This is a genomic window from Geodermatophilus sp. SYSU D00700 (genome assembly GCF_054050255.1).
Window position 1 is genome coordinate 95,226 of sequence record NZ_JBJGZA010000009.1, and the last position, 13,269, is coordinate 108,494.

General features: G+C 74.5%; 10 protein-coding genes. 7 read left to right on the top strand and 3 right to left on the bottom strand.

Annotated elements, in window-relative coordinates; genetic code table 11:
- The first annotated feature begins 13 nt into the window (after nucleotides 1–13).
- Genes nuoL through ACI79V_RS09810 form a run of 6 tightly spaced genes read left to right on the top strand, consistent with a single transcriptional unit; the run spans nucleotide 14 to nucleotide 8,027 of the window.
- Nucleotides 14–1,918 (top strand): NADH-quinone oxidoreductase subunit L, encoded by a 1,905-nt coding sequence (gene nuoL / locus ACI79V_RS09785; RefSeq protein WP_456888734.1) that lies wholly within the window; start codon nucleotides 14–16, stop codon nucleotides 1,916–1,918.
- A gap of 49 nt (nucleotides 1,919–1,967) precedes the next feature.
- A complete protein-coding gene (locus ACI79V_RS09790; protein WP_456888737.1) occupies nucleotides 1,968–3,635 on the top strand; it encodes an NADH-quinone oxidoreductase subunit M in 1,668 nt (555 codons plus the stop codon).
- Nucleotides 3,635–5,182 (top strand): NADH-quinone oxidoreductase subunit NuoN, encoded by a 1,548-nt coding sequence (gene nuoN, locus ACI79V_RS09795; RefSeq protein WP_456888738.1) that lies wholly within the window; start codon nucleotides 3,635–3,637, stop codon nucleotides 5,180–5,182. The genes ACI79V_RS09790 and nuoN overlap by 1 nt, the downstream gene beginning before the upstream one ends.
- Nucleotides 5,182–6,237 carry a polyprenyl synthetase family protein gene (locus ACI79V_RS09800; RefSeq protein ID WP_456888741.1) on the top strand — a complete coding sequence of 352 codons (1,056 nt, stop codon included), beginning with the start codon at nucleotides 5,182–5,184 and terminating at the stop codon, nucleotides 6,235–6,237. Before nuoN ends, ACI79V_RS09800 begins: the two co-directional genes overlap by 1 nt.
- 51 nt (nucleotides 6,238–6,288) lie before the next feature.
- Nucleotides 6,289–7,491 (top strand): PQQ-dependent sugar dehydrogenase, encoded by a 1,203-nt coding sequence (locus tag ACI79V_RS09805; RefSeq protein ID WP_456888745.1) that lies wholly within the window; start codon nucleotides 6,289–6,291, stop codon nucleotides 7,489–7,491.
- Nucleotides 7,488–8,027: a phosphotransferase-like protein gene (locus ACI79V_RS09810; protein WP_456888747.1), complete on the top strand. Its 540-nt coding sequence runs from the start codon at nucleotides 7,488–7,490 to the stop codon at nucleotides 8,025–8,027. Before ACI79V_RS09805 ends, ACI79V_RS09810 begins: the two co-directional genes overlap by 4 nt.
- A gap of 1 nt (nucleotide 8,028) precedes the next feature.
- On the opposite strand, the gene ACI79V_RS09815 is transcribed toward ACI79V_RS09810, so the two are convergent.
- On the bottom strand, nucleotides 8,029–8,691 hold the full coding sequence (locus ACI79V_RS09815; protein WP_456888751.1) for a pyridoxamine 5'-phosphate oxidase family protein: 663 nt from the start codon (nucleotides 8,689–8,691) through the stop codon (nucleotides 8,029–8,031).
- Between the two features lie 87 nt (nucleotides 8,692–8,778).
- Here ACI79V_RS09815 and pdxR point away from each other — a divergent pair, with 87 nt between their 5' ends.
- Nucleotides 8,779–10,167, top strand: coding sequence for a MocR-like pyridoxine biosynthesis transcription factor PdxR (gene pdxR / locus ACI79V_RS09820; RefSeq protein ID WP_456888754.1), 1,389 nt, complete (start codon nucleotides 8,779–8,781; stop codon nucleotides 10,165–10,167).
- 25 nt (nucleotides 10,168–10,192) lie between these two features.
- Here pdxR and ACI79V_RS09825 read toward each other — a convergent pair whose 3' ends face one another.
- Both ACI79V_RS09825 and ACI79V_RS09830 read right to left on the bottom strand, forming a co-directional pair.
- Nucleotides 10,193–11,305, bottom strand: coding sequence for a 2-oxoacid:ferredoxin oxidoreductase subunit beta (locus tag ACI79V_RS09825; protein ID WP_456888757.1), 1,113 nt, complete (start codon nucleotides 11,303–11,305; stop codon nucleotides 10,193–10,195).
- Nucleotides 11,302–13,245, bottom strand: a complete 1,944-nt coding sequence (locus ACI79V_RS09830) for a 2-oxoacid:acceptor oxidoreductase subunit alpha (RefSeq protein ID WP_456888760.1) — start codon at nucleotides 13,243–13,245, stop codon at nucleotides 11,302–11,304. The genes ACI79V_RS09825 and ACI79V_RS09830 overlap by 4 nt, the downstream gene beginning before the upstream one ends.
- Nucleotides 13,246–13,269 lie beyond the last annotated feature (24 nt).

Here is a 13,269-nt window from a genome sequence, read left to right on the forward strand (position 1 = left end):
AGCCGGCATCCCCATGGACACCGTCGCGGCCGAGGGCCTGCTGTCCGCCTCCTGGCTGGTGATCGCCCTGCCGCTGCTCGGCGCCGCGGTGCTGCTGCTCGGCGGCCGGCGCACCGACGCCTGGGGCCACCTGCTGGGGACGGCGACCGTCGTGGTCTCGTTCGTCCTCGCGCTGCTGTGCACCGTGCAGCTGGCCGGCCTCGAGGAGCGCTCGATCGACGCCGAGCTGTTCACCTTCGTCTCCGCCGGGTCGCTCGACGTCAGTGCCGGGCTGCTGGTCGACCCGCTGTCGGCGGCCTTCATGCTGCTGATCACCGGCGTGGGTGCGCTCATCCACGTCTACTCGATCGGCTACATGGCGCACGACCCGCGCCGCCGCCGGTTCTTCGCCTACCTCAACCTGTTCGTCGCCGCGATGCTGCTGCTCGTCCTCGGCGACAACTACGTGGCCCTCTACGTCGGGTGGGAGGGCGTGGGCCTGGCCTCCTACCTGCTCATCGCCTTCTGGCACGAGCGCCCGTCGGCGGCCACCGCCGCCAAGAAGGCGTTCATCATGAACCGGGTCGGCGACGTCGGCCTGGCCCTGGCGATCTTCGTCATGTTCGCCCAACTCGGCACGGTGTCCTACGAGGGCGTCTTCGGCGGGGTGGGGGCGCTGGCGGGCGGCACGCTGACGGCGCTGGGCCTGCTCCTGCTGCTCGGCGCGTGCGGCAAGTCCGGCCAGTTCCCGCTGCAGGCGTGGCTCCCCGACGCCATGGAGGGCCCGACGCCGGTCTCGGCGCTCATCCACGCCGCGACGATGGTCACCGCCGGCGTCTACCTCATCGCCCGCTCCGCGCCGATCTACGACCTGACGCCCACCGCCCGCGCCGTCGTGCTGGCCGTCGGGGCGATCACCCTGCTCTACGGCGCGATCGTGGGCTGCGCGTACGACGACATCAAGAAGGTCCTCGCGTACTCCACGGTCAGCCAGATCGGCTACATGTTCCTGGCCGTCGGCCTCGGCCCGGTCGGCTACGCCGCGGCGATCGCCCACCTGCTCACCCACGGCTTCTTCAAGGCCGGGCTGTTCCTCGGCGCCGGATCGGTCATGCACGCCATGGACGACCAGGTCGACATGCGCCGCTTCGGCGGGCTCGCGCGGCGGCTGCCGATCACCTTCGTCACGTTCGGCCTGGGCTACCTGGCGCTGATCGGCTTCCCGTTCCTGTCGGGGTACTGGACCAAGGACGCGATCATCGAGGCGGCCCTCGACCGCGGCGACTGGTCGGGCTGGCTGCTCGGCGGCGTCGCCGTCCTCGGTGCCGGGATGACCGCCTTCTACATGACCCGGCTGATGATCATGACCTTCTTCGGCCGCCCCCGGTGGACCGACGGCGTCCACCCGCACGAGTCGCCGACCGTCATGACCGCGCCCATGGTGGTGCTGGCCGTCGGCTCGGTGGCCGCCGGGTTCCTGCTGGTCCAGGTCTTCCCGCTGGAGGGCTGGTTCGAGCCGGTGTTCGGCGAGCCGGCGGAGGCCGAGCACGTGGTCGCGCCGGCCGTCGTCGGGATCGTGGTCACCGCCGTGATGGCCCTCGGGGTGCTCGCCGCGTGGCTGTTCGTGGGCCGCCGGGAGGTGCCCGAGGTCGCCCCGGCCCGGGTCTCGCCGGTGGTGCGAGCCGCACGCCACGCGCTCTACGCCGACGCGGTCAACGAGTCGCTGTTCATGCGGCCGGGCCAGTGGCTGACCCGCGCGCTGGTGTGGGTGGACAACCGCGGGGTCGACGGCGCGGTGAACGGCCTGGCCGCCACGCTCGGCGGCTCGTCGTCGCGGCTGGGCCGGGCACAGACCGGCTTCGTCCGCTCCTACGCGCTCGGGATGCTCGGCGGCGCGGTCGTCGTGGCCGGGGCGCTGCTGGCGGTGACGGCCGGGTGAGCGGGCTGCGGTCCCAGGAGAGGACGACGGAGAACGTGAGGGCGACGGCGTGAGCGACTCCCTGCTGCTCGTGGCGATGATCGCGGTACCCGCGGTGGGTGCGGCGGTCGTCGCCGCACTGCCCCGTGACCGCACCCCGGTCGCCCGCCAGGTCGCCCTCGGGGTGAGCCTGGTCGTGCTGCTGCTCGCGGTGCTGGCCACCCTCGCGTTCGACCCCGACGGTGAGCGGTTCCAGCTGACCAGCTCCGTGCCGTGGATCCCCGGGTTCGGCGTCGACTTCGCCCTCGGCGTCGACGGCATCGCGCTGGTCATGCTGCTGCTGGTCGGCGTCCTGGTGCCGGTGGTGGTGCTCGCCTCGTGGGAGGACACCGCGCCGGCGCGGCGGTCGATGCGCACGTTCTTCGCCTGGCTGCTGCTGCTCGAGGCGTGCATGGTCGGCGTCTTCGCCGCCACCGACGTCTTCCTCTTCTACGTCTTCTTCGAGGCGATGCTCGTCCCGATGTACTTCATCGTGGGCAGCTTCGGCGGCCCGCGCCGGCAGTACGCCGCGGTGAAGTTCTTCCTCTACAGCCTGCTCGGCGGGCTGGTCATGCTCGCCGCGGTGATCGGGCTGTACGTGGTCAGCGCGTCGGCGGGGGAGGGGACCTTCGCCTTCGAGGCGCTGCGCGACCTCGAGATCGACCCCGACGTGCAGCGCCTGCTGTTCCTCGGCTTCTTCGTCGCCTTCGCCATCAAGGCGCCGCTGGTGCCGCTGCACACCTGGCTGCCCGACGCCGGTGCCGAGGCGCCGATCGGCGGGGCGGTGCTGCTCGTCGGCGTCCTCGACAAGGTCGGCACCTTCGGGTTCCTGCGCTACTGCCTGCCGCTGTTCCCCGAGGCCTCCCGCGAGTTCGCCCCGCTCGTGCTCGTGCTCGCCGTGGCCGGGGTGCTCTACGCGGCGCTGCTGGCGATGGGCCAGACCGACATGAAGCGGCTGGTCAGCTACACCTCGATCGCGCACTTCGGCTTCATCGCCCTGGGCGTGTTCGCATTCACCACCGAGGCGGCCACCGGCGCGGTGCTGTACATGGTCAACCACGGCATCGCCACCGGCCTGCTGTTCATCGTCGTCGGCATGCTCATCGCCCGCGGCGGCTCCCGGCTGGTCGGCGACTACGGCGGCGTGGCCAGCCGCGCCCCCAAGCTCGCCGGGGTGTTCCTCGTCGCGGGGCTGGCGTCGCTGGCCCTGCCGGGCACCAACAGCTTCGTCAGCGAGTTCCTCGTGCTGATCGGGTCGTTCCCCACCCGGCCGGTGTTCACGGTCCTGGCCACCGCGGGGATCATCCTCGCCGCGCTCTACGTCCTGCTGCTCTACCAACGGACGATGCACGGCCCGCCGCGCGGTGTGCTGTTCCCGGCCGATCCCGCCGTGGCCGACGCCGTCACCGACGGCCCCGCCGGTCACGGCGCGGCCGGCGGGCACGGGGCGACGGCTGCACCGGCGACCGCGACGGGGACGGCGACGCTCACCGCGCCCGCCCGCACCACCACGCTGCTGCGTGACCTCTCCCGCCGCGAGACGCTCGTCGTCGCCCCCCTGGTGGCGCTGATCCTGGTCCTCGGCTTCTACCCGCAGCCGCTGGTCCGGCTGATCGAGCCCGCCGTCGCGGCCACGATGAGCGACGTCGGCGCCGACCCGGCCGGGACCACCCCCGCCACGACCGAGGGGACCGACTGATGACGATCGAGGCGCCCGACCTGTCGCTGGCCGCGCTGGCGCCGCTGCTGTTCGTCTTCGGCGCCGCCTGCATCGGCGTCCTCGTGGAGGCCTTCGGCCCGCGCGACACCCGGCACCCGGTGCAGGTCGCCGTCGCGCTGGTCGGCACTCTCGGCGGGCTGGTCAGCACGCTGCTGCTCGCCGGCACCCGCGAGGTCACCGCCGGCGGCGCGCTCGCCGTCGACGGCCCCGGGCTGTTCCTGCAGGCCACGATCGTCGGGCTCGGCGCGCTGTCGCTGCTGCTGTTCGCCGAGCGCAACCTCGACCCCGCGCGCTCGGCGTTCGTCGTCTCCGCCGCGGTGCCCGCCGGCAGCACCCGCGACCGCGAGCTGCTCACCGTCCAGCGGGTGCAGACCGAGGTCTACCCGCTGGCCACGTTCGCCATCGGCGGGATGATGCTGTTCGTCACCGCCAACGACCTGCTGGTCATGTTCGTGGCGCTCGAGGTGCTCAGCCTGCCGCTCTACCTGATCAGCGGGCTCGCCCGCCGCCGGCGGCTGCTGTCGCAGGAGGCGGCGGTCAAGTACTTCCTGCTCGGCTCCTTCGCCTCGGCGTTCTTCCTCTACGGTCTGGCGCTGGTCTACGGCGCCACCGGCAGCGTCCGGCTGTCCGCGGTGCGCGAGTCCGTCGGCGCGGGGGAGGCCGGCACGCTGCTCGTCCTCGGCCTGGCGCTGCTCGTCGTCGGCCTGCTGTTCAAGGCCAGCGTCGCGCCCTTCCACACCTGGACGCCCGACGTCTACCAGGGCGCGCCCACCCCGGTCACCGCGTTCATGGCGGCCTGCACCAAGGTCGCGGCGTTCGGCGCCATCCTGCGGCTGCTCTACGTCGCGTTCGGCACCGAGGAGTGGACCTGGCGGCCGCTCGTCTACGGCGTCGCCATCGTCTCCATGGTCGTCGGTGCGGTGCTGGGCCTCACCCAGACCGACCTCAAGCGGATGCTGGCCTACTCCTCGGTGGCGCACGCCGGGTTCCTGCTCACCGGTGTCCTCGGGCTGCCGGCCACCGGTGACGCCGCCGGGTCGGGCCTGCCGGCCGTCATGTTCTACCTGCTCGCCTACGGGCTGACCACGCTCGGCGCGTTCGCCGTGCTCACCCTCGTGCGCAGCGGCGAGGGCGAGGCCACCCACCTGTCCCAGTGGGCGGGCCTCGCGCAGCGCTCCCCGCTGACCGCCGCGGTGATGAGCCTGTTCCTGCTCGCGCTCGCCGGGATCCCGCTCACCAGCGGCTTCACCGGCAAGTTCGCCGTCTTCCGCGCCGCCATCGAGGACGGCGCCTGGCCGCTGGCCCTGGTGGCGCTGCTGGCCAGCGCGGTGGCGGCGTTCTTCTACCTGCGGGTCATCGTGCTCATGTACTTCTCCGAGCCCGCGGTCGACGGCCCGACCGTCGGCGTGCCCGGACTGCCGACGACGATCGTGCTCGCGGTGACCGCCGCGGCCACCCTGGTCCTGGGCGTCGTGCCCGGGGCGGTGCTCGGTCTGGCCGATCGGGCGGCTATCTTCGTCGGTTGATGACCGGACCCCGTGCCGCCGTCGACGGGAGCGCCCCGGCCGAGGTCTGGCACCGCATCGCGACCCCCGCCTCCACGATGGGGCCCTGGCTGCCGTCGGGGCCCCTCGGGGACTCCCTGGCGGACGGCCTCGGCCGCGTGGAGGCCACCCTCGCCGCCGCGGTCACCAGCGAGCACCCCTTCGTCTCCGAGGCCGCCGGTCACCTCATGGCCGCCGGCGGCAAGCGGTTCCGGCCGATGCTGGCCCTGCTCGCCGCCCACCTCGGTGACGCCCAGGCACCCGAGGTGGTCCGGGCCGCCGTCGTCTGCGAGCTGACCCACCTGGCCACGCTGTACCACGACGACGTGATGGACGAGGCCGACGTCCGGCGTGGGGCGCAGAGCGCCAACAGCCGCTGGACCAACAGCGTGGCGATCCTGACCGGGGACTTCCTCTTCGCCCGCGCCTCGGACCTGCTGGCCGACCTGGGCCCGGAGGCGGTCCGGATCCAGGCACGCACCTTCGAGCGGCTGGTCACCGGGCAGATCCGGGAGACCGTCGGCGCGCGGCACGGCGAGGACCGGGTGGCGCACTACCTCGAGGTGCTGTCCGACAAGACCGGCTCGCTGGTGGCCACCTCGGCGCGCTTCGGCGCCTCCTTCGCCGGCGTCGACGCGGACCTGGTCGAGGCGCTGACCCGGTTCGGCGAGGAGGTCGGCGTGGCCTTCCAGCTCTCCGACGACCTGCTCGACATCGTCACCGACGGCGCCTCGGGGAAGTCGCCGGGCACCGACCTGCGCGAGGGCATCGCGACCCTGCCGGCGCTGATCGCCCTGGCCGGGGACGACCCCGCCGACGCGCGGCTGCGCGAGCTGGTGTCCCGCCCGCTGTCCGACGACGACGAGCACGCCGAGGCGCTGACCCTGCTCCGCGGCTCCGCGGCGCTCGAGCGCGCCGGTGAGGTGCTGCGCGAGTACGCCGACCGGGCGCGCACGTCGCTGTCCGGGGTGCCCGCCGGGGAGGTCCGCGAGGCGCTGTCGGCGCTGTGCGACTACGTGGTCACCCGCACCAGTTGACGAAGGACCCCCATGCCCCCCACCGCTCGCACGCTCGCAGCGGGACCCTGCATGGGGGCCGCGGCCCTGGCCTGCCTGCTGCTGGCCGGCTGCGGCTCCGCGCCCGGACGCCAGGGCGAGGAGGCCGCCGCCGAGGTGCCCGACGCCGCGGGGACGCCCGACGCCGCGGCGCCGTCCCCTGCCGTCCCGGCGCTCGAGGTCGAGACCGTCCTCGACGGCCTCGACCACCCGTGGGACGTCGCCCGCGCTCCCGACGGGACCCTGCTGGTCGACGAGCGCGGCGGTGGGCTGACTGCGGTCCTGCCCGACGGCACCGCCCGGCAGCTCGACGCCGATCTCTCCGACCTCTTCGCCGACGGCGAGACCGGCCTGATGGGCCTGGTGCTCAGCCCCACCTTCGCCGACGACCGCCGGCTCTACACCTGCCAGGGGGTCGAGGAGGACGGCGGCGCGGAGATCCAGGTGATCGCCTGGACGGTGGACGAGGCCTGGACCACCGCCACCCGCGTCGCCGACCCGCTGCTCGGCGGCATCCCGGTCAACGAGGCCACCGGCCGGCACGGCGGCTGCCGGGTGCGGTTCGACCCCTCCGGCGCGCTGCTGGTGGGCACCGGCGACACCGCCGATGGCCGCACCCCGCAGGAGCTCGGCACCCTGGCGGGCAAGGTGCTGCGCATCGACCCCGACACCGGCGGGCCGGCCGACGGCAACCCGTTCGCCGCCGACCCCGACCCCGCGACCCGGCTGGTGCTCAGCTACGGGCACCGCAACGTGCAGGGCATCGCGGTCCGGCCCGGGACCGGGCAGGTGTTCACCGTCGAGCAGGGCCCCGACCGCGACGACGAGGTGAACCTGTCGGTGCCGGGCGCCAACTACGGCTGGGACCCCGACGGCGCGGGCGGCCGCTACGACGAGAGCGTCCCGATGACCGACCCCGCCCTGCCCGGCGCCCGCGCCGCCGTCTGGTCCTCCGGCGACCCCACCATCGCCACCAGCGGCGCGGACTTCGTCAGCGGTCCCGCGTGGGGCGGCTACGACGGTGTGCTGTTCGTCGGCGTGCAGAAGGACACCGGCGTGCTGGGCCTGCGGCTCGACGACGCCGGCCGGCTGGTCGAGCAGTTCCGGCTCCCCGAGCTCGAGGACACCGTCGGGCGGGTGCGCTCCCCGGTGTCCGGCGCCGACGGCGCGCTGTACCTCACCACCGACAACGGCGAGGGCGACGACCGCCTGCTCCGGGTCACGCCGGTCCGGTGACGGTCCTGCTGGTCACCGGAGCCCAGGCCTCGGGGAAGTCGACGGTCGGGCGCGCGGTGGCCACGCGGGCGTCCCGGGGCGTCTTCCTCGACGGCGACACCTTCTGGCAGGCCGTCGTCTCCGGCCGCGCCGACATGGCCGACACCCCGTCCCCCGAGGCGGTCGCACAGCTCCACCTGCGGTACCGGGCGCTGGGCCGGGCGGCCCAGGTCTACGGCGAGGCCGGCTTCGCCACGGTCGTCGCCGACAACGTCTACGGCGACGACCTGCGGATCATCCGCGCGGCGGTCGCGCCGCTGCGCCTGCTCGCCGTCGCCCTCGTCCCGTCGCCCGAGACGATCGCGGCACGGGAGCGGGACCGGGGGTCGGGCGCGTACGCCGCCCGGTCGGGTCCCGGACGGTCGCTGCTCGACGCGGTGCGGGTCTTCGACGCGTGGGTGCGGGCGACGCCGGCCGACCTGCACCACGACTCGACCGACGAGACCCCCGACCAGACCGCGGCCGCGATCCACGCCTGGGCGCTGCGGGCCCGGTAGCTCAGCCGAGCCGTCGGCCGGTCACCCGGGCGGGGACCGGGACGTCCTCCGGGAGCAGGGGGTCGGGCTCGGGGTCACCGAGGACCGTGCGCACCGGCAGCACCCCGGCCCAGACCGGTGCCGCGAGGTCGCGCTCGTCGTCGGCGGGCGGGCCCGTGCGCACCTTGACGCTGGCCTCGGACAGGTCGAGGGCCAGCACCGCCGTTGCCGCCAGCTCCTTGCGGTCGGGCCGGCGGGTGGCCGCCCAGGAGCCCGGCGCCAGGTGCTCGGTGAGCGCCTCGAGCCCGAGCAGCCGCTCCTCGGGGTCGCTCACCACGCGGGCGGTCCCGTGCACGACGGCGCAGCGGTAGTTCATCGAGTGGTGGAACGCCGACCGGGCGTAGACCACCCCGTCGACGTGCGTGACCGTGAAGCAGACCGGCGTGCCCGTCGCCGCGGCGCGCAGGCTCGCTGCGCCGGTCGAGCCGTGCAGGTAGAGGGTGTCCCCCCGCCGTCCGTAGCCGGTGGGCAGCACGACGGGCGCGCCACCGACGACGATCCCCAGGTGGCCGACCAGGCCGGCGTCGAGGACGGCGTACAGCTCGGCGCGGTCGGTGCGGGCGCGCGCGGCACCCCGGCGGACGGTGCTGCGGGCCGTGGGCGACAGCGGCGGGGCAGGGGTCACCGCAGCAGACTGCGGGCACCACTGGCCTGCCGGAAGGGCCAGTACGCTGCCGTTCCGGCAGGCCAATCGGACGAGGGAGGGCGCCGCGTGCAGGTCCCGCCCGTGGTGCTCCACCGGGGGTCGGGGCGCCCGCTGGCCACGCAGCTGGCCGACGCGCTGCGCGCCGCGGCCGCCGACGGCGCCCTGCGCCCCGGCGACCGGCTGCCCTCCACCCGGGAGCTCGCCGCGGCCCTGCGGGTGAGCCGCACCGTCACCGCCGCGGCCTACGACCAGCTGGTCGCCGAGGGCTGGGCCGCCGGGCGCCGCGGCGCGGGCACGTTCGTGGTCGGCGCGGCGCCGTCCGGGCCGGCACTGCGCGAGACGCGGGCCGCGGCGCCGGCCGAGCGTCGACCGGCGGTCGACCTGCGCGCCGGGTCGCCCTGCCTGGAGGTGCTCGACCGGGCCGCGTGGCGACGGGCCTGGCGCGCGGCCGGCGACGTCCCGCCCGACGCCGCCCCCGACCCGGCCGGGGACCGGACCTTCCAGGCGGCGGTCACCGAGCACCTGCTGCGGCACCGGGGACTGCCGGTCGACCCGGCCGCGGTGCTCGCCACCGCGGGCACCTCCGCGGCGGTGGCGGAGGTGGCCCGGCTCCTCCCGCCCGGCAGCCGGGTCGGCGTCGAGGACCCCGGCTACCAGCGGGCGGTGGAGGCGCTGCGGTCGGCCGGGGCCGAGGTGGTGCCCTGCCCGGTCGACGACGACGGCCTGGTCGTCGACGTCGTGCCCGCGGGGCTGGCCGCCGTCTACTGCACCCCGGCCCACCAGTGGCCCCTCGGGCGTCGGATGTCGGCGGCGCGGCGGGTCGCGCTGGTCGCCCGGGCGCGGGCGGAGGGCTGGTGGGTCCTCGAGGACGACTACGACGGCGAGCTGCGCTACGACGTCGCGCCGCTGCCGCTGCTGGCCGCGCTCGGCCCCGACGTCGTGGTGCACCTCGGCACGAGCAGCAAGGTCGTGAGCCCGACGCTGGGTGTCGGGTGGGTGGTGGCGCCGCCGGCCCCGCGGGCGGACCTGCTGGCGCAGCGGACCGCGACCGGCACCCGGCCGGCCCGCGCGGGACAGCGCGTGCTCGCGGCCATGGCCGCCTCCGGTGACCTGTCCCGGCACCTGCGGCGGCTGCGCCGGGAGCTGTCCGAGCGGCGGGCCCTCGTGGTGCAGGCGCTGGCCGCGGCGGGCGTGGCCGTCACCGGGGACCCGGCGGGCGCGCACGTGCTGGTCCCGCTGCTGGACCGCGCGGCCGAGGAGGCGGTGGTCGCCGCCGCGGCCGCCCGCGGGCTCGCCGTCGACGGGCTGGCCCGGCACCGGACCGGCTCGGGGCCGCACGAGCCGGCCGCCGGTCTGGTCCTGGGCTTCGCCGCCCCGTCCCGCGCCGAGCTGACCGGGGTGCTCCCCGTCCTCGCCGGGGTGCTCGCGGATACGCGCCGGGCCCGCCTCCCCTGAGGGAGACGGGCCCGGCGGAGGCGCCTCAGGCGGAGACGGTCCAGGTGTCGTTGCCGGCCAGCAGCGCGTCGAGGTCGCCGGGGCCCTGCGTGCGGGCCTCCTCGAGCTGGTCGAGCATCATCCGGTCGTAGGTCGGCTTGCTGACCGAGCGGAAGACGCCCATCGGCGTGTAGCGCAGGTCCTGGCTCGACAGCCGCGACAGCGCGAACGCGTAGGACGGGTCCTCCCGCGTCGCGTCGTGGACGACGATCTCGCTGGCGTCGACCTGGTTGGTCTCGGCGATCCGCAGGCCCCCGAAGTCGTCGCGCACCACGCACGAGGCGCCGTCGGGACCGAACACCAGCGGCTCGCCGTGGCGCAGCGGGATCGTCCACATCGGGCCGGTCGACGGGTCCTTGAGCAGGTCGAAGGCGCCGTCGTTGAAGATGTTGCAGTTCTGGTAGATCTCCACCAGCGCGGTGCCCCGGTGCTCGGCGGCCTGCCGCAGCACCTCGGTGAGGCCCTTGCGGTCGGAGTCCATGGCCCGGCCCACGAAGGTGGCGTCGGCACCGAGGGCCAGCGAGACCGGGTTGAACGGGTGGTCCAGCGAGCCCATCGGGGTGGACTTGGTGACCTTGCCGACCTCGGACGTGGGGGAGTACTGGCCCTTGGTCAGCCCGTAGATCCGGTTGTTGAACAGCAGGATCGTCATGTCCACGTTGCGGCGCAGTGCGTGGATCAGGTGGTTGCCGCCGATCGACAGCGCGTCGCCGTCGCCGGTGACGACCCACACCGACAGGTCCGGCCGGGAGGCGGCCAGGCCGGTGGCGATCGCCGGGGCGCGGCCGTGGATCGAGTGCATCCCGTAGGTGTTCATGTAGTACGGGAAGCGCGAGGAGCAGCCGATGCCCGAGACGATGACCATGTCCTCGCGGGCGATGCCGAGGCTGGGCAGGAAGCTCTGGACCGCGTTGAGGATGACGTAGTCACCGCACCCCGGGCACCAGCGCACCTCCTGGTCGGTCTTCATGTCCTTGGCCTTGAGGGCGGTCTGCTTCTCGCCCTGGCCGGCCACGGAGTCGGCGATCGCCTGCTGGATGCGGTCGTCGATCGGCGTCCCCGGCATGCCGAGGTCGTGCACGTGCGGGGAGGTGGTCACTGCTGGCCTCCGGTGCTGGCAGTCGGAGCGGTGGAGTCGATGACGTCCTGGACCACCGCGGCGAGCTCGGCGGCCCGGAAGGGCAGCCCGCGCACCTGCGTGTGGCTCTGGACGTCGACGAGGTACCTGGCGCGGAGCAGCAGCGCGAGCTGCCCCATGTTCATCTCGGGGCAGACCACCCGGTCGTACCGGCCCAGGACCTCGCCGAGGTCGGCCGGCATCGGGTTGACGTGCCGCAGGTGGATCTGGGCGACCTTGCGGCCCGAGCGGCGGACCCGCCGGCAGGCGGCCCCGATCGGCCCGTAGGTGGAGCCCCAGCCGATGACCGCGACCCGCGCGTCGCCGTCGGGGTCGTCGACGTCGGTGGCCGGGATGTCGGCCGCGATGCCGTCGACCTTGGCCTGCCGCAGCCGGGTCATCAGGTCGTGGTTGGCCGGGTCGTAGGAGATGTTGCCGGTCCGGTCGGCCTTCTCCAGCCCGCCGACGCGGTGCTGCATGCCCGCGGTGCCCGGGACGGCCCACGGGCGGGCCAGCGTCTCGGGATCGCGCAGGTAGGGCAGGAACTCCGGCGTCCCGTCGGCGGCCGCGCCGTTGGGCTCGGTGGCGAACTCGACCCGCAGGTCGGGCAGCTCGTCGACGGCGGGGATGGCCCACGGCTCGGCGCCGTTGGCCAGGTAGCCGTCGGACAGCAGCATGACCGGCGTCCGGTACTTGAGCGCGATCCGCGCCGCCTCGAGCGCGGCGTCGAAGCAGTCGCCGGGGGAGCGGGGCGCGATCACCGGCAGCGGGGCCTCGCCGTTGCGGCCGAACATCGCCTGCAGCAGGTCCGACTGCTCGGTCTTGGTCGGCAGGCCGGTCGAGGGACCACCGCGCTGCACGTCGACGACGACCAGCGGCAGCTCGATCATCACCGCCAGGCCCAGCGCCTCGGACTTCAGCGAGACACCGGGGCCCGACGTCGTCGTGACGCCGAGCGCGCCGCCGAACGAGGCGCCCAGCGCGGCACCGATGCCGGCGATCTCGTCCTCGGCCTGGAACGTGCGCACGCCGAAGGACTTGTGCCGGGACAGCTCGTGGAGGATGTCCGACGCCGGGGTGATCGGGTACGCACCGAGGAACACCGGCAGGCCCGAGCGCTGCCCGGCGGTGACCAGCCCGAGGGCCAGCGCCTGGTTGCCGGAGATGTTGCGGTAACGGCCCGGGGCCATCGGCGCGGGCTTGATCTCGTAGGAGACCGCGAAGGCCTCCGTCGTCTCGCCGTAGTTGTAGCCGGCGCGGAAGGCCGCGATGTTGGCCGCGGCGATCTCGGGCTTGCGGCGGAACTGCCGCTCCAGGAAGCGGACCGTGCCCTCGGTGGGCCGGTGGTACATCCAGCTCAGCAGGCCGAGGGTGAACATGTTCTTGCTCCGCTCGGCCTCCTTCTTGCCGAGCCCGGAGTCGGCGAGCGCCTCGAGCGTCATGGACGTCAGCGGGACGGCGACGACCTGCCAGCCGTCGAGCGACCCGTCCTCGAGCGGGTTGGTCGCGTAGCCGACCTTCGCGAGGTTGCGCGGGGTGAACTCGTCGCTGTCGGCGATCACCAGGCCGCCGCCCGGGAGGTCGGCGAGGTTGGCCTTGAGGGCCGCGGGGTTCATCGCCACCAGGACGTCCGGGGCGTCGCCCGGCGTCATGATGTCGTGGTCGGCGAAGTGCAGCTGGAAGGAGCTGACGCCGGGCAGCGTCCCCGTCGGCGCGCGGATCTCGGCGGGGAAGTTGGGCAGCGTCGACAGGTCGTTGCCGAAGGACGCGGTCTCGCTGGTGAAGCGGTTGCCGGTCAGCTGCATGCCGTCACCGGAGTCGCCGGCCAGCCGGATGACGACCCGGTCGAGCTCGACGACGCTCTTGACGAGCCCACCGGGGGCCGAGCTGCCGGGCGTCGTGGACGGTTCGAGAGCAGTCATCAGGCGTGTTACCTCCAGCGGCCG